Origin of the sequence: Lawsonella clevelandensis (genome assembly GCF_001293125.1) — a bacterium.
Lineage (GTDB): Bacteria > Actinomycetota > Actinomycetes > Mycobacteriales > Mycobacteriaceae > Lawsonella > Lawsonella clevelandensis.
Genome location: NZ_CP009312.1, coordinates 556034 through 579018 on the forward strand (window position 1 = coordinate 556034; position 22985 = coordinate 579018).

18 protein-coding genes and 5 tRNA genes are annotated in these 22985 nt (G+C 57.9%); 4 read left to right on the forward strand and 19 right to left on the reverse strand.

Features of this window, described 5'->3' with window-relative positions; translation table 11 throughout:
- Positions 1-493: 493 nt before the first annotated feature.
- From murA to IY73_RS02475, 7 genes are all read right to left on the reverse strand, one after another.
- The gene (murA, locus tag IY73_RS02445; protein ID WP_053962659.1) at positions 494-1774 is read right to left on the reverse strand and encodes a UDP-N-acetylglucosamine 1-carboxyvinyltransferase; all 1281 of its coding nucleotides are present in this window, start codon (positions 1772-1774) and stop codon (positions 494-496) included.
- Positions 1775-1919: 145 nt separating this feature from the next.
- Complete coding sequence (locus tag IY73_RS02450; RefSeq protein ID WP_053961658.1) at positions 1920-2813, reverse strand: LuxR C-terminal-related transcriptional regulator; 894 nt, start codon at positions 2811-2813, stop codon at positions 1920-1922.
- Positions 2814-3015: 202 nt separating this feature from the next.
- The gene (locus tag IY73_RS02455; protein WP_053961659.1) at positions 3016-4440 is read right to left on the reverse strand and encodes a CobW family GTP-binding protein; all 1425 of its coding nucleotides are present in this window, start codon (positions 4438-4440) and stop codon (positions 3016-3018) included.
- A gap of 151 nt (positions 4441-4591) precedes the next feature.
- Positions 4592-4668: transfer RNA gene (locus IY73_RS02460), tRNA-Asp, on the reverse strand.
- A 27-nt stretch (positions 4669-4695) separates the two neighbouring features.
- A tRNA-Phe gene (locus IY73_RS02465) sits at positions 4696-4769 on the reverse strand.
- Positions 4770-4788: 19 nt separating this feature from the next.
- Positions 4789-4865: transfer RNA gene (locus IY73_RS02470), tRNA-Asp, on the reverse strand.
- Between the two features lies 1 nt (position 4866).
- Positions 4867-4942: transfer RNA gene (locus tag IY73_RS02475), tRNA-Glu, on the reverse strand.
- Between the two features lie 152 nt (positions 4943-5094).
- Between IY73_RS02475 and IY73_RS02480 the strand changes: the two genes are divergently transcribed.
- Positions 5095-5167 (forward strand) — tRNA-Lys (locus tag IY73_RS02480).
- An 85-nt stretch (positions 5168-5252) separates the two neighbouring features.
- Here the strand turns inward: IY73_RS02480 and IY73_RS02485 are convergent.
- The 6 genes from IY73_RS02485 to IY73_RS02510 form a co-directional block, all read right to left on the reverse strand.
- Complete coding sequence (locus tag IY73_RS02485; RefSeq protein ID WP_053978774.1) at positions 5253-8522, reverse strand: error-prone DNA polymerase; 3270 nt, start codon at positions 8520-8522, stop codon at positions 5253-5255.
- 91 nt (positions 8523-8613) lie between these two features.
- Positions 8614-9639: a sucrase ferredoxin gene (locus IY73_RS02490; RefSeq protein ID WP_053978775.1), complete on the reverse strand. Its 1026-nt coding sequence runs from the start codon at positions 9637-9639 to the stop codon at positions 8614-8616.
- 69 nt (positions 9640-9708) lie between these two features.
- Entirely contained in the window at positions 9709-11262 is a 1554-nt protein-coding gene (locus IY73_RS02495) for a DNA polymerase Y family protein (RefSeq protein ID WP_053961662.1), read from the reverse strand.
- Positions 11252-12085 (reverse strand): hypothetical protein, encoded by an 834-nt coding sequence (locus tag IY73_RS08290; RefSeq protein WP_148417494.1) that lies wholly within the window; start codon positions 12083-12085, stop codon positions 11252-11254. Before IY73_RS08290 ends, IY73_RS02495 begins: the two co-directional genes overlap by 11 nt.
- Positions 12086-12223: 138 nt before the next feature.
- Complete coding sequence (locus IY73_RS02505) at positions 12224-12886, reverse strand: lysophospholipid acyltransferase family protein (protein ID WP_053978776.1); 663 nt, start codon at positions 12884-12886, stop codon at positions 12224-12226.
- Positions 12858-14105, reverse strand: coding sequence for a glycosyltransferase (locus tag IY73_RS02510; protein WP_063665741.1), 1248 nt, complete (start codon positions 14103-14105; stop codon positions 12858-12860). Before IY73_RS02510 ends, IY73_RS02505 begins: the two co-directional genes overlap by 29 nt.
- 351 nt (positions 14106-14456) lie before the next feature.
- On the opposite strand from IY73_RS02510, the gene IY73_RS02515 reads away from it, so the two are divergent.
- A complete protein-coding gene (locus IY73_RS02515; RefSeq protein ID WP_257720273.1) occupies positions 14457-14792 on the forward strand; it encodes a class I SAM-dependent methyltransferase in 336 nt (111 codons plus the stop codon).
- A gap of 6 nt (positions 14793-14798) precedes the next feature.
- Complete coding sequence (locus IY73_RS08725) at positions 14799-14924, forward strand: hypothetical protein (protein WP_257720272.1); 126 nt, start codon at positions 14799-14801, stop codon at positions 14922-14924.
- Between the two features lie 337 nt (positions 14925-15261).
- Here the strand turns inward: IY73_RS08725 and guaA are convergent, their stop codons facing one another.
- The 3 genes from guaA to guaB are packed head-to-tail and all read right to left on the reverse strand — an operon-like array spanning position 15262 to position 19590.
- Positions 15262-16845 carry a glutamine-hydrolyzing GMP synthase gene (gene guaA, locus IY73_RS02520; RefSeq protein WP_053961672.1) on the reverse strand — a complete coding sequence of 528 codons (1584 nt, stop codon included), beginning with the start codon at positions 16843-16845 and terminating at the stop codon, positions 15262-15264.
- 33 nt (positions 16846-16878) lie between these two features.
- Positions 16879-18039, reverse strand: coding sequence for a GuaB3 family IMP dehydrogenase-related protein (locus IY73_RS02525; protein WP_053961673.1), 1161 nt, complete (start codon positions 18037-18039; stop codon positions 16879-16881).
- An 18-nt stretch (positions 18040-18057) separates the two neighbouring features.
- A complete protein-coding gene (gene guaB, locus IY73_RS02530) occupies positions 18058-19590 on the reverse strand; it encodes an IMP dehydrogenase (RefSeq protein WP_053961674.1) in 1533 nt (510 codons plus the stop codon).
- 124 nt (positions 19591-19714) lie between these two features.
- On the opposite strand from guaB, the gene IY73_RS02535 reads away from it, so the two are divergent.
- Positions 19715-20125, forward strand: coding sequence for a DUF5319 family protein (locus IY73_RS02535; protein WP_053961675.1), 411 nt, complete (start codon positions 19715-19717; stop codon positions 20123-20125).
- 47 nt (positions 20126-20172) lie between these two features.
- Here IY73_RS02535 and IY73_RS02540 read toward each other — a convergent pair whose 3' ends face one another.
- From IY73_RS02540 to IY73_RS02550, 3 genes are all read right to left on the reverse strand, one after another.
- Positions 20173-21195 carry a hypothetical protein gene (locus tag IY73_RS02540; RefSeq protein WP_053978778.1) on the reverse strand — a complete coding sequence of 341 codons (1023 nt, stop codon included), beginning with the start codon at positions 21193-21195 and terminating at the stop codon, positions 20173-20175.
- Positions 21195-21884 carry an RNA polymerase sigma factor ShbA gene (gene shbA, locus IY73_RS02545; protein WP_063665742.1) on the reverse strand — a complete coding sequence of 230 codons (690 nt, stop codon included), beginning with the start codon at positions 21882-21884 and terminating at the stop codon, positions 21195-21197. Before shbA ends, IY73_RS02540 begins: the two co-directional genes overlap by 1 nt.
- 102 nt (positions 21885-21986) lie before the next feature.
- Entirely contained in the window at positions 21987-22889 is a 903-nt protein-coding gene (locus IY73_RS02550; protein ID WP_053978779.1) for a hypothetical protein, read from the reverse strand.
- Between the last annotated feature and the right edge of the window lie 96 nt (positions 22890-22985).

Sequence of the window (22985 nt, forward strand, 5' to 3'; positions counted from 1 at the left end):
CACAAAGGCCGCAATCAGAACAAAAAAGAAAGATCCAAGCAAAAAACTCGAAAACAAACATCCACACCCAACGGGGGTTGAGCGCAGACAAAAAATTGGCATTCAATAAAATCAGTACACTGTTGAGTTCTCAAACAACATATCCACTCANCGANCANAAAAGATCATTTTCTCTTCTCTGAGTGCAACTTCTCCAGCTTACCATCTGATGTTGTCTCCGTCAAAATCGGCGGAAACTCTGTCTTGGTGACTGGGAGTCGGCCTGAAACTGACGAGAAGTCTTTGGAGGCTTCCTTAGTCGCTTTCGCGGCCGGCCAGTTTCGCTGACTTGGAATAAGTTACCCACTCCGCCGAATGAAGTCAAATCCCCTGGTCAAAGCGATTTCCTTAATTGCATCAGTGAAAGTTTAGAAGGTGTAGAAACCTCCCTCCACAGCGCCTGCAAGTACTTTCCGAAAGAGGCCAACAACAGTTGAAAAGCAACCCCGGTTGTTTACCTTGTGGGCTCCTCCGCAATGGAAACGCGCTCAATTTGCCCACCCAGTTCCTGTAATTGGGCCACCATATCGGGGTAGCCGCGGTCGATATGGTAGACATCGTGGATCTCCGTCGCGCCATCAGCCACCAGCGCAGCCAGCACCAACGCAGCGCCTGCCCGAATATCCGATGACCACACAGGCGCAGAAGACAACCGCTCCACCCCACGAATAACCGCATGATGTCCATCAATGTAGGCATCAGCGCCTAACCGCACCATCTCATCAACAAAACGGAACCGCGCTTCAAACACATTCTCCGTCACCAACGAGTCCCCTTCTGCAACCGCAGCCAACCCAATGGCCATAGGCTGCAAGTCGGTCGGAAAACCTGGGTACGGCAACGTTTGAAAATTCACCGCGTTAGGACGATCCCGCTGTACCACCCGGAAGCCATCGTCCTCACGGGTAATCTCTGCCCCCGCCGCCTGCAACTTCATAAGCACGACATTGAGGTAGTCCGGATTAATCCCCGTCACCCGAATATCCCCACGCGTCATCGATGCAGCAAACGCCCACGTAGCTGCCACAATACGATCCCCTACCACACGATGGTGTGCCGGGTGCATCGACTCCACCCCATGCACGGTAACGGTGCTCTCCCCCACACCCTCAATCTGGGCACCCATCTGCTGCAGTATGGTGCACAGGTCAACCACCTCTGGTTCGCACGCAGCATTCTCCAGCACAGTCGTCCCCTGCGCCAACACTGCCGCCGTCACAATGTTCTCCGTCGCCCCCACAGACGGGAAAGCCAACTTAATATGCGCCCCGTGTAAGTCACCCGCCTGTGCTACCAAACACCCATGGGAAATCGAGGTCTCTGCCCCCAGCGCCTCCAATCCCGACTGGTGCATATCCAGCGGACGAGAACCAATAGCATCACCCCCCGGAAGAGCCACGATAGCTTTTCCCGTCCGCGACACTAGCGGACCCAACACACAGACAGAGGCACGGAACTGCCGAACTGCCTCAAAATTCGCCTCGGAACTCGGCTGTGCCGGGGTGGTGATGGTGATGCGACCCTGGTCCTCTTCCCAGGTCACCTCACATCCCAAGCCGCGCAACACCTCAATCATGAGAGGCACATCCTGAATACGTGGACAGTTGTCAAGAACCGTGGTTCCCTCTGCCAAGAGCGCTGCTGCCATCAATTTCAGCACGCTGTTCTTCGCACCCGAGACAGCCACTTCGCCCGAAAGACGGGTTCCACCGGTTACGAGAAAACTATCGTTCACGACAGGGTCCACTTTCTTCACGCCCTACTGTTCGCCCTCTAGAGTAACGCAGAGCCTCCACCACGGCAGCCCAACAAAGGGCACTACATACAGCGCGAACACTGTGCTAGCGGCCGACCATAGCAGCTCTGTCACCCCACAAAAGCTACGGAATAACACCCAACGAACGAGCGGAACTGACTGCCTCATAACGGTTATGGGCATCCAGCTTGCGCATGCAATTGCGCAAGTAGGACTTCACCGTCTCAGCACCCACTCCCATTTCCGTCGCAGCCTCAATATTCGTCAGCCCCATAGCCACACAAGACAGCACGTCAATCTCGCGCGTCGAGAGGTGAATATGCATCATCCGAGGGGACGTAATGAGAAGATCGGAAATCGCTTCAATCTCCCGCTGAACCTCCCGGTCATTTACCCGCGTTGCCAGCACCCGTAGGCGGGTATGAGCTTGCCGAATCTGTTCCCACTCCGGACCTGACCGGACCGAATCTGTGCCGGCCATACCCCCCAACATTTCTGACGCGGAGACGATCTCATCAACCCGGGTATGCTCACGGTCTTCCGGAAGGACAATCGTCGCATCCATCACTGCGATATCCTGCTCCAGACTGCGTGCAGCGTGCGTCAACTCTTCCAGGATCCGATCCGACAGACGCACCGCGGCATGCACACCTGCGTAGAGCACAGCACGCACCTTCCGCTGCACTACCACCGGGGCAGCAGCCAACGAACGGATCCCCTCTTCCTGGATATACGCATCAAGTTCATGGCTGATAGACTGCGACCGCAGATAGTCCGTCACACCCATAACGCGCTGGGTAGAAAAAACTCGGCCACCGACACCGCTGCCGGAGTCGATTCGGAGATTACGCATGGCATCCGTGCGCAAACCGCATCCCTCAATGATGCGGATCTCGTTTGGGGGTATGACCTGTGCGCCGAGTGCCACTGACACACCTGACTGCTGGTGAAAGGTGTGAACAGCGGCGGAAATAAGATCATGTTCTTGTTGAGCTAAGAAATCTTCTGGGCTGGTCACGCACGACCTCCTCGCTGGAGTGAGCAGAAGCGAAGTCCCTCATCACCCCCCAAAAAGGGGTGCCACGTCTAGACTAGTATCTCACATGTCACGCTGGTCACATATCCCGCCGACTTCCCATTTTGGGCGCAGACAACGGCAATAATTTGCCCTATTTCTCCGCTACAGCGGGAGACTACAGCTGGAAACTATGGGCAGGAAACTACGGTAAGAACGTCGGATCGTCCTCTGGCTCCACCAAGTAGACCTCTCCGGCAGCGGACTCTCCTTCCCAGTCTTCCCACCAGTAATCCTCCGGATCCGCCGCGACGTCCTCCAGATAAGGGTAAAACGCCCACAACTCGCCCTCGCTTACTGGGTCCGCCTCAGTCCCCTCCCACACGCATGCCGCACACACCTCGGCAATAGCTGACTCATCAAGCTCCACCCCAATGAAGACGAGACCAGACTGTGCCGATTCCTCGCTTCCCGACAACGCCGTATCAGCTGACATGGGATCTGCCAGCATCACATCGGCCGGTGCACTATCCGCAGGTGCAGTACCAGTTGGTGCAGCAGTGGCCGGTGTCATGTTCGCACTACCCTGGGGGAACCAACGCTGCAGCGCAATATGCTGTCCCGTCTTTTCAAAAACAAAAGACTCTGGCTCCCGCGGTCCAGCCAACTGCAGGAAACCTTTCACCCGGTAAGCACCGCCAGCACCATTTCTGACGAAGTCCATAAACCGAGCTGGGTGCAGCGGTGCGTGCAAGGACAGCGAGACCGTGCGGTAGCTGTCATGCAGATGGTGATGGTCATGATGGTCGTGGCCATGGTGATGCTCGGAACAGTCGCAGCTCTCGTGATGGTCGTGGCCATCATCATGACAGTGCTCATAGTCGCCGTGACCACTGTGAGCGTGATCCGCGTGATGATCGTGTTCGTGATGGCTGTGTTCGGCGTACTGATCCCGGTGCTCTGCCACCAGCTCAGCAAAATTCTGCGGGGCCGCCTGCGGGCGGTCAAATAGCACGCGCGCATCTACCCGCCCATAGGCAGTCGTCACCGTCATCACTGCGGGCGCTGCCTCCGCTAAAAGCTGACGCACCTGCTGGAGCTCCGCCGGCTCTACACGATCAGCCTTATTCAGAACGATCAGATCCGCATTATGGAGGCGCTTCACCACCGCGGGATGCTGCCGCACAGTATCTAGCACTTCCCCCGCATCGATAACCTCGATAAGTCCGCCGACGGCCACCTCGGTGACAGTTGTAGCCGTCGCCACCATGGACATCAGCACTTGCGGCTCGGCAAGACCGGATGCCTCAATGATGATGCCTTCCACTCCGGGAGTGTGGGCCAGCTGGTCGAGTGCCGCATCCAGCTCCTCATCGGAGGACTCACAACAGAGGCAACCATTAGCCATCGAAACGAGAGAATCTACTTGCCCCGCGACCAGCATCGCGTCAACTGGAATTGTGCCGAAATCGTTGACGATCACAGCGAGTTTAATACCGTGGTCATCCTGCAGAAGGTGGTTAAGAAGGGTGGTCTTTCCAGACCCCAGAAAGCCAGCAAGAACAAACACCGGTACCCGCGGTGAGGTAGCGGAAGCACTGGTAGAAGCATTCGTGCTAGGAATATCCACGGGCTCTCCTCTCCACGCGGGGGACGGTGTTGCAGTGCTATGCACAGGGTACCGCACCTGTATAGGGGAGCGAGTGGAGCAGCGGAAGGAGCCATCGTCCGACATTAGGCATAAAAGAAACCCCCTACCTGCAGTAGGGGGTTTCACATGCTGGCGACCCTGACGGGACTTGAACCCGCGACCTCCGCCGTGACAGGGCGGCGCGCTAACCAACTGCGCCACAGGGCCATATGAAAAAAGCTGCTAATGCAGCAGTGGCCAGGGCCGGGATCGAACCGGCGACCTTCCGCTTTTCAGGCGGACGCTCGTACCGACTGAGCTACCTGGCCTTAGTAAGACGATGACGTCTGGCGACCCTGACGGGACTTGAACCCGCGACCTCCGCCGTGACAGGGCGGCGCGCTAACCAACTGCGCCACAGGGCCTTGGTACCCCCAACGGGATTCGAACCCGTGCCGCTGCCGTGAAAGGGCAGTGTCCTAGGCCGCTAGACGATGGGGGCATCTCTCTATTACCAGAGCGAGACTAAGCCTAAAGGATAACTACCGGTTTCTGCAAAACCACTGGTAAATCCGTTGCATTTAGATGTTATTGCGGCAGTATTCATACTGAGTTTCGTCATTGGCGATGTTTCGACTAGATTATTAGCTGCAAGCCCCTATAGCTCAGTTGGTAGAGCTACGGACTTTTAATCCGCAGGTCTAGGGTTCGAGTCCCTATGGGGGCACGCACAGAAACCCCCGGGTGGAAAGCATTCACTGCCTTCACCTGGGGGTTTTCGTTTGTCACCGGTAATGTGCAGCACAACTGCTCTACCGGAAGTCACGGGATGGTACTACCCATCCAACATCGAGCGGTTCAATCTTGTCAGCCACGATACTCACCGCTCCCTCCGCGCTATCGACAAGACCACGCACCACCAGTGCTGTCGATTGCGTGAGAATAGCCCGGTATCGTTTCCACAATCCCGCAGAACAGATAACGTTCATGAGCCCTGTTTCATCCTCCATGCTAAGGAACGTCACTCCCCCTGCTGAAGGGGGGCGTTGGCGGTGGGTGACCACTCCGGCAATGCGGACTCGCTGCCCATTGGGTTGCGCAAATAGATCCCGCGCACAGGTCACTCCCTGCTCCGTGAGGCTTTTCCGCAGGAATACTGTGGGGTAGGTGGAGATGCCGGTACTGACATAGTCCGCCATGGCAATTTCCCATGCACTCATTCCGGGTAGATGCGGTGCGGTGGTGACGGTAATGCCGGGTAAGTAGGCAGGGTGTGTTTGTGCTTCCACCCCGGCACGCCACAGCGCCTCGTGTCGTCCTGCACCCCCCTGTTGTTGGGTGAGACAGTCTAAAGCTCCCGCAAGCGCCAGGGATTCCACCTGTTCGGTGGTGAGCCCGGCGCGCAGGACCAGATCTGCGATGGAGCTGAAGGGCCCATCTTCCTGCCGAGCAGTAACTAAACGGCTGGCAGGGTCTTTCCCGAATCCACGTACGGAGGTGAGCCCTAGCCGTAGTTCCTCACCGTGTTGTTCACAGGTGGCCTCGACATCGCTGTGGTGGATGTCGACGGGGTGGACGCGAACACCGTGCCGTTGGGCATCCTGCACTAGCGATTGGGGGGAGTAGAAACCCATAGGTTGGCTGCGGAGGAGGGCAGCGCAGTAGATGGCGGGATAGTGGCATTTGAACCAGGCGGAGTAGTAGACGAGAGAGGCGAATGATTGCGCATGACTTTCGGGAAAACCGTAGGCAGAGAATGCTTTCATTTTCTCCCAGAGGCGTTCTCCGATCTCGCGCGGGCACGGTTGCCAGTCCGGTTCTGCTAACGGCCCAGGCGCCTCACCAGGGGCGGCTCCGATGCCATGCCGTTCCCGCATCCCCGCGAAAAAGCGCGCCTTTATGCGTTCCATTTTTTCTGCGGATCGTTTGGAACCAATGGCGCGTCGTAGCTGGTCTGCTTCTCCCCCGTTAAATCCTGCTGCGGCTTGTGCAATTTCCATGAGTTGTTCTTGGAAAAGTGGAATGCCGAGGGTTTTCCCAAGGGCTGCTTCAAGACAGGGATGGTCGAAGGTGACGGGTTCGCTCCCGTTACGGCGACGAATGTAGGGGTGAACGGAATTGCCTTGGATGGGCCCCGGGCGTACAAGTGCCACTTCGACGACAAGATCGAAGAAGTTGCGGGGACGCAGCCGCGGCAGTGTGTTCATTTGTGCTCGCGATTCCACTTGGAAGACGCCCACGGTATCTGCTTGTTGCAGCATGCGATACACGGCAGGGTCGTCCATGGGAATGTCGGTGAGTTCCTTATCGTCCTCTTTTTCTTCTTTGAGGAGGTCTAGGCAGTGTCGAAGAGCTGTGAGGATACCGAGCCCGAGGAGGTCAAACTTGACGAGTCCCACTGCTGCGCAGTCGTCTTTATCCCATTGCACGACACTGCGGCCTGGCCTTCTCCCCCACTCGACAGGAACAACATCGGTGACGGGTCTATCGCAGATCACCATGCCGCCGGAATGAATGCTCATGTGTTGCGGTATGCGGTGGAAGCCTGCGGCTAGGCTCTGCACCAGTGGTGGGATACCAGCACAGGGATCGGGGTCCTGTTCGGTGGCGTGGGGGATGGAGTACAGGCGGCTTACTTTTTTACTCCAGGCGTCCTGTTGCCCCGGAGGATATCCGAGGGCGCGGGCAGCATCACGTACTGCGGATCGCTGGCGGTAAGTGATGACGTTAGCGACTTGTGCGGCGTTACGGCGTCCGTAGCGCCGGTAAACGTACTGGATGATGTCTTCCCGCCGCTGCGACTCGATATCCACGTCAATATCTGGTGGTCCATCTCGCTCCGGTGAAAGAAAACGCTCAAAAAGGAGTTGGTTGGCAATGGGGTCGACAGCTGTGATGCCGAGACAGTAGCAGACAGCAGAGTTGGCGGCGGAGCCGCGGCCTTGGCAGAGAATATGGTGGTCCCGACAGAACTGGACAATATCGTTGACGATGAGGAAGTAACCGGGGAAGTCGAGTTGACGAATAATCTCGAGCTCATACGTGATCTGCTGTAGAGCCGCCTCTTCACTGTCTTTTCCGCGATAACGCCGCCGTGCTCCCGCTAGGGTGAGAGCGCGCAGGTAGCTATTTTCATCCTCACCAGGGGGAACTGGGAAAGGCGGTAACCCCGGCGAGACAAGATGCAGGTTAAAAGCACATTCTGTACCAATACGAGCAGCAGCAGTAAGGGCCCGCTGATGCGGCCCCGCTAGAGTGGACATCTCCTGGGGGGTATGAAGGAACGCAGCTCCACCCGGATGAATGTATCCAGCATTCTCTTCCACTGTACGGTAGGCGCCCAAGGCTTGTACGGCGGCAGCAGTTCTCCCCTCGCGGGGTGTTCCCATCGCAGGGCAAGACGTGGCAATATAGGCCACGGGTGGCTGGTGGCTCTCGCAGATTTCAACGAGTGCATCATTGCGCTCGCATTCTCCCATTCGCCCGCTATACACAAGTTCTACCACGACGTTATCTGCTCCATAACGCGTTATGCAGCGGGTGAGTTCTGCTGCTGCGTCGGTAATGCCGGAGCTGTCGAGGGCCTGTCGTAGGAGACTGCCGGGCCCACCGGTAAGGACCCAGCAGTGCCCTGCACGCACAAAGTCGAGAAGTTCCGACTGGTCGTAGTGCACATGGTCTTTATCGCCAGCCCGCAAATATGCTTCCCCGATGAGGTGTGAGAGAGCACGGTAGCCATCGACATTGCGTACGAGGATGGGAACAATTTCGGCAGTGGGATCGTCTCGCTGGTGAGTACTGCTGAGGGTGAGTTCTGCCCCGAAGGCGGTGCCAAGAGGAGAGCGGTGAGGGAGAAGACCTGCCTGCATGTCCTCGGTGAGGTCACGCACAGTTTCTGCCACTTGGACGGCGGAGTAGAGGCCGTCACGTTCTAGGAGAGCGATGGTGCTGAGCCCTGCTTTCCACGCGGTCTCTACCATATGTTGGGGAGTGGCGGCACTATGGGAGAAGGTAAAGGAGCTGTGTGCATGTAGCTCGGCATAAAGCGTGGTGGGACGCTGTGCCGAAGGCTGCGGATCCATATGTCACTTCCCATACCATAATCGAAACTATGTTCGAATAGTATGTCGAAGGTGCACCACATTTCAATGGAAGGAACCCAGCGCTAGCGCGCTACTCTGACACTTCGTTCAGTGAGTACAGCTGCCAACTCCAGCACGGCTTGGGGCGGGCCCCACAACTTTGTGGACGGGAAGGTAACTGGATAGTTCGCAGTACCACGTTCCACACCCTTCCCTCAGGATGGATGACGCGCACTTCCGCCTCATCTCCCCCACGCGGCAATGTCCTCTTTACCAGTGTCGTAGCCTTCAACAAACCGGGGGTGAGCAGCTGGGCTTCTCGCGCAAGAATTTGCGCAACCACCAATTCGGCCGCCTGCGCGGGAGCATCAAGGGACGTCCGTCCCCGTAGTTTTGTGAGGTCAACGTAACCGTGACGGGCTGCACTAGCGACTGCGATGGCTTCTTCTGGGGTAAGTCGGCCGTACATGTAGTTTCCCGGCAGTGTCATGAATGCCGGGGCGAAGCGATGCCCAGCGATATGGGAGATTTCCCATATCGCCGGCTCCTCTCCCCAGTTTTCGCGACTGTATTTATCGAGGGCATCGGCCACAGGCCGCCCATTAATAGCGCAACACCGGTCTCGCTTGCCATGTGTACACACGACGGAGATAGGTGCACAGCGGGTACACCCAAAGAGAGCTGGGGACAGGGGGTCCCACCGCAGGATATCTCGCAGGTGGACAATACTTCCCGTCCACAGTTCAGGCAGTCCATCGAGGGAGGGGGAGATGTAGATACGCCGTCGCTCAATGGCACAGTGTCCTTGGCGGCCATGCCGACGAATGAAGGCAATCCGCATGCCGTAGGTGTCGGCATAGTCTTTCAATGCTGCACTAACCTCGGGCAGAACTGTTTCGCCATCGAAAATATCGTGACTCCACGCACCCGTGTGCTCAATGAGAATCCACCCATGTGCAACATAGGGGGCGGTTCCGGGGAGAGGCTCATCAGCACGGCTGGAGCAGCGCACCAGGGCGCCAGTGAGAGGAGCATCCGTAGTTGTCGCACACTGTTCCATAGCGGGAATTACCGGCGGGTCGAGGCGGCCGAAAAAATTCGGGGCAGAATCTGCCATCAGACCTCCTTTTAGCGTTCCTTCCCGCTACACACTGACGGGGAGAGAACTTTTCTCCTTTGTAGTTTCTCAGTACTCCCCTTCGATGTACCACCTCTTTTCTCGAATCACGAGCAGAAAAAGTTCATTTCTACTGGTCTGAACCTGAATACGCGCACAGCGAACAGGGTTATCCTCCCACCATTTATCGTCAAAAGTCCACGGACCCGCCCAATTCGTAATGGAAGAGGGGCGTCCTTGATCCTCCAGATAGGCAGGCGCAGCCGTCATCACACCTCGTCCCGTCACCCCGACACTGTGACGGGAGCTATCCAGGAGGGTGACGGGTCGCTGCGCAATAGTGGCAGGGAGGGGGCATAGCATCCTGCCTTCCCACGGGGCAGCAGCGCGTTGCTGCTGGCGGACGGCGGGGGCATCCCCATACGGCACCCACGAGACTGCGTCGTTGGGCCCCCATCCTCCACTGGGAACAGCACTGAGCACATCGTTTTCTCCCAGCATCCCTTGGACACGAGTGAGGCACCGGCGGCGTGTCATCTCTCGATCGCTGACTCCACTCCACAGATCTGACTGTTGGTGCCCTGCCCCCATCACATCGAGGGGACGCATCCACACCTGTTGTAGCCCTGCAGTGAGAGTGCCGGCGGTTAGCCACCCTTCCAGCTGCCATCGCATCCGGTCGGCCATGGCGGTGGAGCTGAGTGGTTCACTACACCGCCAGGTGCGTACCAGTTCTACTCCGTCCGTAGTACAGGCTCCCACCTCTACTGTGTGGCAGCAGAGGTCTTGGGCGACGAGTTGTTCATGTAGCTCAACTGCGAGGCGACGTGCGAGGAAGGCTGCCTCGTCGATACGACAGAGGGGCGGCTCGCAGGTGTGTTGTACGGTGGAGCTCACTTCTGCGGGGTGCGGAAGGACTGCACGGAGCGGCTCACCGCAAGCCATGGAATGAATGTCTCGTGCATCATTTCCGAAGCGCTGCACAACATCTGGTCTTGGCAAGTGAGCAAATTGCCCCATTGTCTGCACTCCCATACGCGCCAACATCGCCGCCATATGGCACCGTTGCGAAAAGAACGGCAGAGCACTTTCTTCTGCCAACACACGTATTGGCAGGTTATGTAGGAAATGTGGAGTCTGTCCTACTGGCACCAGTACACTCCGGGCAGCTGCCCATACCGCGGCCTCCATACTGTCTGCGCTGCCCACCAGACACTCCACCCCAGCCTGCTCCATCTCCGTGGCTAACACCTCACAGGCTGCTTCCTCTCCCCCGTAAAAAGACGCCACACTCTGTGCAGAAACCACAATGAGCCCGGGGCGTAGCACTTCCATATGGGGGGTGACGGTATTGCAGCGCTGTATGACCGGTTCAAACCAGCGGGCGTCACGGTCATCATCATGTGTAGCGAGAAGCACTTCTGAGCAACGAGAATGCGCATCCCGCTGGCGCATGCCCACCTGGATGCCGTACTGCCGTGCGCGCACGTTCACCGCCGTCACCTGATAATTATCGACAATGACAACAGGGGTAGAGAGGTCCCTCTCTGTGTCGAGCAACAGTGCGGTGGCCGGCCAATCGGGAAAAAGACAGGCAATAACGCGCTGTGATTTAACTGACATGCTGACACTCCGTCAGCTCCCCACCCGCTGAGTGAAGCCTCTGTACTGGTTGGTGAGCACCGTAATGGTTCCGTCCAATGCTCCACTGGTAGCGCCGTGTTTGCTGGTACCTTCGCGAGACTGCCACATCTAACGTGACAGTGGCGATACGGCCATACCCGTGCTGTAACCCGGCTGCCGACACTTGGCTGGTATGAATAGCCAAGGCTGTCTGCGGCCACACACAGTCCACTGCTATGAGGGTGCCCACAGAATGCCGTAGAGAACTCTCATAGGTGCGGCATCTCCGGGGAGTAGGAGAGAAATCGGCAAAGTCGGCAACCACAAGATCGAAACCGGCTGCGAGGATCATGCAGGGGCCAGCTACATCACTGCCGGGATGCGGTACCCAGATGAGGTTGGAGCTACACGCTCCCATTTCCACAGCTGCAGACCACCCCACTGCGGGAAAACCCACAAGGGCCACACTGTGGTTCACGCTGGCAGCCGCCACCACCCCCAGTAACCCCTGCCGTGAGCCACTCAGGCAAGACACCGCCCCGCGGGGAATCCCCTGCGGTCCGAGCATCTCCGACCACGGGGCTGCCAGCCTGAGCGTGTTATCGGCAGGATCGTACGAGCGTCCCGTCACCACTCCTAAAGAAGACGAGGTGTCCGCCACAGCAGACACTGAAGAGTGCCCCATCGCGAGAGTGCCAACAGAAGAACCGGCCCCCTCTGCCACCGTGAAACGGTGCCGCGATGCACTTTCCATCACCGTCATTCGTTGCCGCAAAAACGCAATTGTCTCTGCCTGCGACATTCCCTCTACAGCGTTCCGCATTGTCGTCTCAACCTGCGACGATGTTATAGCATGCACATTCTCCACCCCTTCTCTCCAGACCTTTTCACTCCCCTCATAGTAGAACATACTTTCGAAAAGAGAGGCGGTCAAGGAGTAAGGAGAGAAGGGGGAGGGAAATTAATTCTCGGCAGCCATTCGGGTTGACATCATTTGAAAAACTTGGTCCCGCAACGCTGTTACTGCCGCCACATACTCATCTTCGGCAGGATAGGACGGAGGATAGACCGGCGGCAACACTTCCACGCGCATGCCACGCCGCAGATCCCCCCACCACATTTTGCGGGTTTCGGGAACCGCCACAATAGGAAGAATGGGGACCTGCTCCGTGATCGCCACATGGAATGCACCCTTATGGAAAGGCTGCAGCTCTTTCTCGAAGGAACGGAGATTACCCTCCGGGTAAATCACCACCGATTTCCCCTCATGGAGCAACACTCCCACCTGGGCATTAAACAGCTCTTTGCCGCCCTCCCCGCTGACAACACCCACCACATCCCAGAAAGAGAGAATGCGGCCCGCTACCGGCAGGGAAAAGTTCTGCGCTTGTGAAGTAAACCAGAGACGACGCGGCCACAGTGCCCACACGGCGAACGCAGAGTCGAGGTAGTGCGTGTGGTTGCAGACCACGATTCCACCGCGATGTTTCGTCAATCCACGAAAACGCATCGCGTTAGAACGCCCGATAAGCCGCACACGCGTCAGCAGTCGGAGAACCCCCACCGTCGCAGGCCCAAAAGCAAAGCGGAAAATATTATCTTTGATGCTGCTCCACAGCCGCATACAACATTTCCTCCATCTTCCGGCCACACTCAGCCATCCGATAGTCATTCGCCGATTCTGCATAAACCTTCGACATCTGGATACGCTGCACCGGGTGCTCAATCCAGTAGTCGATCTGGCGCGCCAAGTCGCGCGGATCATTATTGATAAAGAGGCTACGCTCATCGAGCGCAAATTGCCGAGTCGCAGACTTCGGAGAATTTGCGATGAGAGGGACTAAACCCGTTGCAACAGCCTCCAAACAGGAAATGGCTTCAATCTCCACCGAAGCGGTATGCACATACAAATCGCACGAGTGCATCAGTTTGAGCAGCTCATCTTGCGAATAGTAGTGAATACTGGGAGGGTGGGGCAGCACACTTCCCATGCTCTGCAGCATCTTCCGATCCGCTCCGCCCCCAGCGAAGAAGATGCGAATGTACTCCGCGTAGCGAGAGAGCTGCACCGCACGAATAAGAACCTTCTGGTTCTTTTCAGGAGACAGCCGTCCCACCATCAAAATGTCGAATGTGCCCTTATAAAGAGGGAAGACACGACGATCTGGAACCGGCGGATGGAACCGGTCTCCCACCCCGTTAGAAATGACGACAAGTTCAGCGTGCTTGTCGTACCCATTGGCGACCAGCTGTTCCTTAATGAATTCGGTGGGACAGTGGATAAAGGGGAACGAGTCGTAGAAAATCTCGTACAGAACTTTGTATACACGGTTAGCAGCCCAGTCCACCCCCTGCAGACGCGGGCTGATGTTGTAGGTAATGTTTTCCGGCTGGATATGGAACGCGGCAGTAACGGGAAGCCCCATCCGTTTAGCAACGCGCACACCCACTTGCTCCAGCATCATCGGCATGAAGAAATGCACTACGTCGGCATCTTCAAAAGCCTCACGCAAGGTCGAGATCTTGGGAGTGCCGAACACAAAGCTTTGCTTCTTCGCGAATCGATTTACCACCGGAATATGGAGCTCGCGAACAACATAACGATCCTCTAGATCGTCATCAACGTCATCCCCCAGTTGTCGCACGTGCGCCTTCGTGGAATCTTCATCCCCCGACGCTGCTATGTTCTTAGTACCTGCGGAAACAACACGGACAGTGTGTCCCTGAGAGCGAAGCTGCGCACACATCCGCCGTGCTGACGTGACAATACCGTTCTTCTCAACGTCAAACATGTCTGTCACAAAGACAATGGTGAGGGGACGGCGCCCGGATGACCTCATCATCGCTCCTTGCAGTTGTACTAATAATGTAGGAATGCTTCTTATACCCTACCTGTATCGGTAAAAATCGGTAGAAACAAATAATGTGACTCAGCTAACTCAACTGGGATAACGGTGGTACGCGAGATGTTGACCCATATGGAGAACCTAGTTCGAACTGAGGAAGCGTGACTTTATGAGCACCCCCACACCGACTACACAATATGACAACCTTGTTTCCGACTACGATCACTGGTTCGTTGATAACGCCGCCATTGTGGCATCAGAATTCCACGCCCTACGCCAAGTCCTCCCCAATTTCGACAATGCCCTCGAGGTAGGTGTCGGCACTGGCTTTTCGCAACCGAGCTGGAAATTCAGAACGGCGTTGACCCTTCCACAAAGATGCTCGAGCGCGCCCGTGACCATGGTATCCGCGTAGAACAGGCGAGCGCCGAGGACCTCCCCTATGGCGACAACATTTTTGATGCCGTCTTCTTCATTACCGTGGGCGGGTACGTCGACCTTCCCGCCGCTCTGGCAGAAGCCAAGCGCGTTCTCACCCCCGACGGCACACTGGTGGTAGGCATGCTCGATTGGAATACCCCAGTAGGCGCAGAACGCCGCGCCAGCCACGCAGACAGCCCATACTTCGCCGGCATCTCCTTCCGCAGCTCCGCAGATATGGTGGCAGCTCTACAGACTGCCTGATTCACCGTGGAAGACACACGCCAGACCGTCTTTAGTTGGGCAGACGACCTCAGCAATCCTCTCGACCAGCAAGAGGTACGAGAAGGTTTGGGAGAAGGTTACTTTGCAGTACTGACTGCACGTATCGCCTAGCGTTCCACCCCGTCGAAGCACTCCGCACAGTAACACAGCAACTCCGCCAGTGCGGCTCCACCACACTAAGAACACCTTTACCACCTCACAGAAACCGCCCCCCCTCAGCTGCACACAACATCTCAACCTCAAGAACACGCCGATAGCCTGCACCCAACTCAGTCACAAAATATTGTGGCCGCGACGGCTGATCAAACCCCCGCCTGACGCAATGCTGCACGCGCCCGCGCCACCAGCAGAGCCGCCACATACACGTCACCCCATCTAGCCGAGTGATGGAACTCAGGGCCAGATGGGGTGACGGTGGTCTAAAGAGAGAGTGGAGACGCGCTCGCCACTACTCCCACTCGATAGTTCCCGGCGGCTTGGACGTGCAGTCCAACACCACGCGGTTAATCTCCGGTACCTCATTGGTGATGCGGGTAGAGATACGCTCAAGCACATCGTAGGGAATGCGCGTCCAATCAGCAGTCATCGCGTCCTCGGAGCTCACCGGGCGTAGCACAATGGGATGGCCGTAGGTACGGCCATCTCCCTGCACGCCCACTGAACGAACATCGGCTAGCAGTACCACCGGGCACTGCCAGATCTCGTTGTCGAGCCCAGCGTTGGTAAGTTCGGTGCGGGCAATCTCGTCTGCTGCCCGGAGAATCTCCAGTCGCTCACGGGTGATGGCGCCGACGATACGAATACCCAAACCGGGGCCGGGGAACGGCTGGCGGCCCACAATGACCTCCGGTAGCCCCAGCTCGCGGCCCACTGCACGCACTTCATCCTTGAAGAGCAGGCGGAGCGGCTCGCATAGAGTAAATTCGAGGTCTTCTGGCAGACCGCCCACGTTATGGTGGGACTTGATGTTGGCAGTACCAGCACCACCACCGGATTCCACTACATCCGGGTAGAGCGTGCCTTGTACCAGGAAGTCGACAGTGGCGCCTTCCACGGCACTCTCGCCGAGAACCTCACTGACGGCATCTTCGAAGGAACGGATGAAAAGCCGACCGATGGTCTTGCGCTTCGCTTCTGGATCGGTGACGCCATCGAGCTCAGCAAGGAACTTATCGACAGCATTAATGGTGACGAGTCGAGCACCAGTAGCAGCCACAAAGTCCTGCTGCACCTGTTCCTTTTCACCTGCCCGCAACAGACCATGGTCCACGAACACGCAGGTCAAGCGATCGCCAATGGCGCGCTGCACGAGCGCAGCAGCCACCGCAGAATCCACGCCGCCAGAGAGGCCACAGATGGCTCGGCTAGTGTCACCAATCTGTTCCTTTACCTGGGCTACCAGCTGGTCCACAATGTTTTCCGTGGTCCAGTCCGGGGAAAGACCCGCCACCTTGGTGAGGAAGTTAACGAGCACTTCCTGACCATGCGGGGAGTGCATAACTTCGGGGTGATACTGCACACCGGCGATACGGCGTTCTGTGTCTTCAAAAGCTGCGACCGGAGCCCCCGGTGTAGAGGCAGTGACGGTGCAGCCGGCCGGTGCCTCCAGCACGGCATCACCGTGGCTCATCCACACCTTGTGCTCCGCTTCCAAACCACTGTGGAGGATGCCCCCCAGGCCTGCGGGAGTGCCCTGTAGGCTCATCTCGGTGCGGCCATACTCACGGTCGCCGGTGTTGGACACCACTCCGCCGAGGTTCTTGGCGAGGAACTGGAAGCCGTAGCAGATACCAAAGACGGGGACCCCCATCTCTAGCACGGCCGGATCCATAGTGGGGGCACCGTCTGCATAGACGGATGCAGGGCCACCGGACAGTACAATGGCAGCCGGGTTCTTGGCCTGGAACTCCGCCAAGGTGGCGGTGTGCGGAATGACCTCAGAGTAAATCTTGGCCTCGCGGATGCGACGGGCGATCAGCTGAGAGTATTGCGCGCCAAAGTCGACAACGAGGACAGGCTGCGGAGTGTTCAACGTACGTCTCTTTTCTGGTGGTCGCGGAACTCGTTAGTGGACGGTCAGTTCGACGCGCTGGAATTCCTTCAGCGACGTGAAACCACACTTGGCCATTGAGCGACGCAGGCCACCGGCCAGGTCGCAGGTACCGAATGGCTCAGAGGACGGACCGTGCAGCACAACCTCCAGGGAGGGGCCTTCATAGTCTTCGCCATCTGCTTCGTAGTCGACCATCAGTGGGACGATGGCACCACGCGGGTTGGCAGGATGGCCGGCCACGATCGGCCAGTACACACCCTTACCCGCGGCTTCCTGAGCCTGGGCAAGCAGCGGGCCGGCCATAACGGCGTCAGCACCGCAGGCAATCGCCTTGGCGATATCACCGGAGGAGTTCACGTCGCCGTTGGCGATAACGTGCACGTAGCGGCCGCCGGATTCTTCCATGTAGTCGCGGCGGGCAGCTGCAGCATCGGCGATAGCGGTCGCCATCGCAACGTTGATACCCAGCACCTCGCCGGTGGTGGTGATAGCGTCAGTGGCACCGTAGCCCACAACGATACCGGCCGCGCCGGTGCGCATCAGGTGCATAGCAGTGTGGTAGTTGACGCAGCCGCCGACGACCACCGGAATATCGGTGCCGCGCACCAGCTCTTTAATGTCGAGGGGCAATTCCTCGCCTTCCCACACGTACTGGGCAGACACCATGGTGCCCTGCACGAAGAGAATATCCATGCCGGCCTGTACCAGCAGCGGACCGAGTTCGCGGGCATGCTGAGGAGAGACGCGGACGGCCGTCACCACGCCAGCATCGTGAATCTTTTTCACTGCGGCGACGAGGAGTTCTTCCTTGATGGGTTCGCGGCTGAGCTCCTGCAGCAGAGCCACTGCGGTGGAGGGGTCATCAGATTCGAGAGCAGCCTTGCGGACCTCAGCGATCTTTTCCTCGGCATTCTCCCAGCGGGCCCACAAGCCTTCTGCGTTAAAGACACCGAGGCCACCGTTCTTGCCCATTTCGATAACGAACTCGGGGGAGGCAAGGGCGTCCGAAGCGTCGGCGACAAAGGGAACGTCAAACTGGTAGGCGTCCATCCGCCAATCCAGGGACACCTCACGGTGGCTGCAGAGAGGGCGCGAGGGCACCAGGCTAATGTCTTCGAGTTCATAAGTGCGAACGGCCTCGCGACCAATTCCGATTTCTACGACGTCACGCATAGCTTTGTCGTCTCCTTCTTAACGAATCTGATAGTTGGGAGCAGCCACAGTCTGCTGAATGTCATGCGGGTGGCTTTCCCGGAGACCAGCGGCAGTGATCTGAACGAATTGTGCATCGTGAAGATCCGCGATGCTGTGGGAACCGGTGTAGCCCATGGCAGCACGCAGGCCACCCACCATCTGGTGGAGGACACTCTCCAGCGGGCCTTGCAGCGGAATTCGGCCTTCGATGCCTTCCGGCACCAGCTTCTCTTCTGCCAGTACGTCATCCTGGAAGTAGCGGTCCTTGGAGTAGGAACGCTTCTCACCGGTGAGACCACGGCCTTGCATTGCTCCCAGGGAGCCCATACCGCGGTAGGTCTTGAACTGCTTGCCGTTGATGAGCATGATTTCGCCCGGGGCTTCCGGCGTACCGGCCAGCATCGAACCAAGCATGACGGCATTGGCACCGGCTGCAATAGCCTTGGCGATGTCACCCGAGTACTGCATACCGCCGTCGGCGATAATTGGCACGCCCGCCTTATGTGCGGCCGCAGAAGCTTCCATGATGGCGGTAATCTGCGGGGCACCCACACCAGCTACCACACGGGTGGTGCAGATGGAGCCGGGGCCAATACCGACCTTGATGGCGTCTGCGCCGGCATCAATCATGGCCTGGGCAGCCGCACGGGTGGCGAGGTTACCGCCGATTACCTGTACGCGATCCCCGAACTCCTGCTTTACACGAGACACCATCTCGAGGGCGCGGTTATTGTGGGCGTGAGCGGTGTCAACCACCAGCACGTCCACGCCAGCATCGACGAGGGCGTGAGCACGGTACCAGGAATCCTCATTGGTACCGATACCGGCACCGACGCGGAGTCGGCCGTCGTTGTCCTTCGTGGCATTGGGGTACTGCTCCGTCTTGACGAAGTCCTTGACCGTGATGAGGCCAGTGAGCTTATTGGTGCTGTCAACGATGGGCAGCTTTTCGATCTTATTGCGGCGCAGCAGGTTGAGGGCGGCTTCACCAGTGACGCCCTCTTGTGCCACAACCAACGGCATGGGGGTCATGATGTCCCCCACCTTGGTGTTGAGGTCAACTTCGAAGCGCATGTCGCGATTGGTACAGATACCAACGAGCTTGCCGTCGTCATCAACAACGGGGAGGCCGGAGATACGGAAACGGGCACACAGATCATCAACTTCTTTGATGGTCATGTCGGCAGTACAGGTGACAGGATCGGTGACCATTCCAGCTTCGGAGCGCTTCACGGTCTCAACCTGGGCGGCCTGCGACTCGACGGAAAGGTTGCGGTGGAGGATACCGAGACCACCATTGCGAGCCATGGCGATAGCCATACGGGATTCCGTCACCGTGTCCATGGCAGCGGAAAGAATCGGAACATGGAGCCGAATTTCGCGGGTGAGCTGGGTAGACGTGTCCACACCAGAGGGAATAACATTCGATTCTGCGGGGAGCAGCAAAACATCGTCGAAGGTCAAACCGACCATCGCGACCTTATCGGGATTGTCCCCACCCGTAGTTACCGTGTTCCGAAAAAGCGCCATGGTACCTCCTGGAAACTCTCATCAAGCGTTCTAGCCCCTAAGAATACCCGCCCAGGTGGTGAACTACGAAGTGAAAGCTGATGGTTCTCCAGCGGGGCAGAGAAAAGCGAACTAACGTGAGGTTATGGGCACACCGCCTGCACCATTGGAGCTACCGCCGGACCCGTTCCTCGGGCCCGATGATCCTGCTACTGTGCTCGTTCCGGCTCTCCCCCACGAGCACCACGCGGCCCTCACCCCCACCGAAAGTGCTGAGGTGTGTGAAGAGCTCGAAGATATCCGTCTCTTCCAAGCAATTTTGGCCCCCCACGGCATCCGCGGCATTGCCGAATCCTGCAACGATTGCCAGGATATTCACTACTTCGACTGGGAGATCCTGCTAGCTATCTACGAGCAACTTCTCACAGAAGGCTCGAGCCAACCACACGAACCGCTCCTCAACGCAGATCCCACCGAATACGTCACCTGGGATTACTGCCGAGGGTATTGTGACCACGTGCGTTTTCAGACCCCTAACCCCTTCCGCATGTGCTAACCCAGTCGCAGCAGGAAAAGCGGGGAAAACGGGGAAAACCCTACTCGCTAGCGCAGTGGCACAAGCGGCGAGAGAGGTTCATCCAGAGATGACACTGTGGGGGAACGCTGAGGCTGCACCTGCGAAGAGTGTGCACTACCAGAGGAACTCTTCTCGCTCGAGGGGGAACCGGTGAGGTTATCCGTCACGGACGATGGCTTCTCTGCCACCGACGAATCGTGCTCCGCAGACTCCACATCGGACACCTTTGTACTTTCTGACGCGGATGCCTCATCTCGGTCCTTCCTCTCCACAGAGATGCTGGACGTGCTCTCCGGAGACGTTATGCCGTTAGGGGTCTTCTTGGTTCCGTTCACCTGAGACTGATCGTCGGCTCCGCTGACCTCCTTGCGAGTGGCATCCAGCCGCTTCTGCACATCGACGCGGCGGGATTCTGCCCCAATACCGTCTATCTTGGTTTGTACCCGGTCAAGAACTCGGAGCGCTTCCTGATCCTGGCCTGAATCTGCCAGGGAGCGGGCGCGGTCAATGTCCTGATTCAGGTATGTCGCCAGTTCAATGTCATTTGCGTTGCTAGTAAAGAGCGCACGGTTAACCGACCACAGTGGGTCGTTAAGACCGGCCGACTGAATAGCAATGGTAAGGCCACCCGCCGCCAGGATAAGGAAGGCGGCTGCACCCGAGACGGCCCGCACGGCTTCCCGGCGCCACGAGGAAAAACGGGGGTGCTTCCGAATATCCACCACGGTACTGTCTGTAGCATCGGCAACGGCGCCTCCGTTGTGGGCAGCTGGCTGCGGGGCGGGGACATCGTCCGAGAGACCCAGCAGAGAATCGAGCGTGGGGGTGGGAGGAATCGGAGCGGCTCCGATAGTGCCGCGCCAGTCCGTGAAAAGCAAGGTGAGCTCTGGTGCTACGTCATCGCGACCAGTAGGGGTTTGCCCTGCTGCAAGGAAGTCGAAGTAACGATCCGCTGCCCGGAGGGCCAACAAATCGTCGTCGCCCGTCGTTGTGGGCTGCGCCGGTGCCGTCGTCAATTCCGGCTGTGGGGTGGTGCGATCGTGCTCCATTACTCTCCTCCTTTCCTTCTATGGGGAGCGCTCTTAGAGGCGGTAGAGCTCTCCGGTGTGGTGGTTTCGACTGCCGGGGCAGCAGCTGCGATTGCTGCCTCTTCAGCGTCCTGTGCGACACGACGCCGACGGTCGTACTCCTTCCGGAGCTTGGCGAGGGCCCGGTACTGTGCGACACGGACGGCGCCCGGGGTGGACTGCAGCACTGCCGCTGTTTCAGCCGCGGACATACCGACAATGACACGCAAACGGATAATCTCACGCGCTGATGGAGAAAGCGTGTTGAGGAGATCCTCCACCTCGGCAGAACTCTCGTTGTGCAGCGCTAGAGTTTCCGGTCCTTCGCCTTCATCAAGGATGTCGGCGCTGTCATCTAGAACATCGTTGGGATGACGGAAAGCGTTACGTTTTGCATCCGCAACTTTATGGGCAGCAATTCCGTAAACGAAGGCCATAAAAGGATAGCCCTGCTCCTGGTACTTGGGAAGCCCAGTGACCACTGCCAAACAGATCTCTTGGGCAACGTCATCAGCTGCTGCATATCCCGGTGTGGCCCATGTAATGCGCGCACGGCAGTAGGACACAATGGCCGGGAAAATCTCCCGTAGCAACTCATTTGTGGCGGCAGCATCACCTTCGCGCGCGGCAACCACCAAGGGAGCCAGGCGATCGTCGGCAGCTGCGGCCATTGTCTGTCCTCCACACATTAGGGGCTAGGCGCGTAGTTGGCCCAGCACAAGCTTACGAGAGCACCCTAAACTATTGCTCCCATACTGTCACAATAATGGAGTTTAGTGGAGAGAAGCGGCTGCCCCGCGTTCGACCAGCTCTTTTTCTAGCTCCTCGCAGGTACCATTCCAGCGTGTTGCCTCTTCGCTGCCATCCTCGGCAAGATCACGGAGCAGCAGAGAGGCTGCCCATTGAAGCGGCACGAAGCCTTCATTTTTCGCTTCCTGGTAAGCACGTTCGGCTTTCTTCACTGCTGCTGCAGTGTCGGTTCCCGACCAAGCGGCTGCGTCAATGAGTAACGACTTCACATGATGGCGTGCGGAGAACCACTCCCCTGACAGTTCAGCCCCTTGCAATGCGCAGGCCTGCGCATGTTCCCAACGGTCTTCTGCAATAGCCACTTCGGTACTCACCCACGCGTGGCGAATCACTACCCGCGGAGTATTAAGCCCGCAGTAACCCCACATGGAATTCGTGGGGTCTTCACCAACGGCAGTCTCAAGCTCGGGTGGGAAACTCATCTCGTGAAGGGCAACAAGTACCTCATCCCCCTTGTCAACAAAGGTTCGGGCGTTGCCGGAGACGTCCAGGCCCAGACTATCTGCCGCCCGTCCGGAGGTGGCATCGGCGAGCGCCAAAAGCCGTAGGTAAGCTGCTGTTTCTACCTGCATGCAGCCCTTCTCGCAGGGGAGATCTTGGGCCAGCAGTTCGATAGCTTTCTCGTCCAGCGTGGCAGCAGTGGCGTGGTTTCCCATCTGTCGCTGCCACGATGCTTGGGAAGAGAGGCAAAGGGAGGCCAGCAGATATCCATCTGGGGAGGGAAGGTTCTGGCAGTCTTCCATGACGGAGGACAGTTGTTCGGTCGCTGCCCCGTAGTAGCCTAATCCGGCTACTTCCACGGCATTCCACCAGCGTTGTGCGCACTGCCAGGTCGGTTTGGTGAGCTGTGAACTCTGCGAGGGCATTCTTCCTCCTTATGGGTAGCCGATCTCTGGACCAACTAACTCTGTTGGTTCTCAGGCTACCCGCTTTACGGTGGCGGCTGGAGAATTTCTCAACCC

Bases quoted from the DNA above. Each gene is read 5' to 3' on its own strand.
- IY73_RS02485 (WP_053978774.1), bottom strand. From the start codon at position 8,522: ATGGATCCGCAGCCTTCGGCACAGCGTCCCACCACGCTTTATGCCGAG.
- IY73_RS02490 (WP_053978775.1), bottom strand. From the start codon at position 9,639: ATGGCAGATTCTGCCCCGAATTTTTTCGGCCGCCTCGACCCGCCGGTA.
- IY73_RS02495 (WP_053961662.1), bottom strand. From the start codon at position 11,262: ATGTCAGTTAAATCACAGCGCGTTATTGCCTGTCTTTTTCCCGATTGG.
- IY73_RS08290 (WP_148417494.1), bottom strand. From the start codon at position 12,085: ATGCGGAACGCTGTAGAGGGAATGTCGCAGGCAGAGACAATTGCGTTT.
- IY73_RS02505 (WP_053978776.1), bottom strand. From the start codon at position 12,886: ATGCGGCTGTGGAGCAGCATCAAAGATAATATTTTCCGCTTTGCTTTT.
- IY73_RS02510 (WP_063665741.1), bottom strand. From the start codon at position 14,105: ATGATGAGGTCATCCGGGCGCCGTCCCCTCACCATTGTCTTTGTGACA.
- IY73_RS02525 (WP_053961673.1), bottom strand. From the start codon at position 18,039: ATGCGTGACGTCGTAGAAATCGGAATTGGTCGCGAGGCCGTTCGCACT.
- guaB (WP_053961674.1), bottom strand. From the start codon at position 19,590: ATGGCGCTTTTTCGGAACACGGTAACTACGGGTGGGGACAATCCCGAT.
- IY73_RS02535 (WP_053961675.1), top strand. From the start codon at position 19,715: ATGGGCACACCGCCTGCACCATTGGAGCTACCGCCGGACCCGTTCCTC.
- IY73_RS02540 (WP_053978778.1), bottom strand. From the start codon at position 21,195: ATGGAGCACGATCGCACCACCCCACAGCCGGAATTGACGACGGCACCG.
- shbA (WP_063665742.1), bottom strand. From the start codon at position 21,884: ATGGCCGCAGCTGCCGACGATCGCCTGGCTCCCTTGGTGGTTGCCGCG.
- IY73_RS02550 (WP_053978779.1), bottom strand. From the start codon at position 22,889: ATGCCCTCGCAGAGTTCACAGCTCACCAAACCGACCTGGCAGTGCGCA.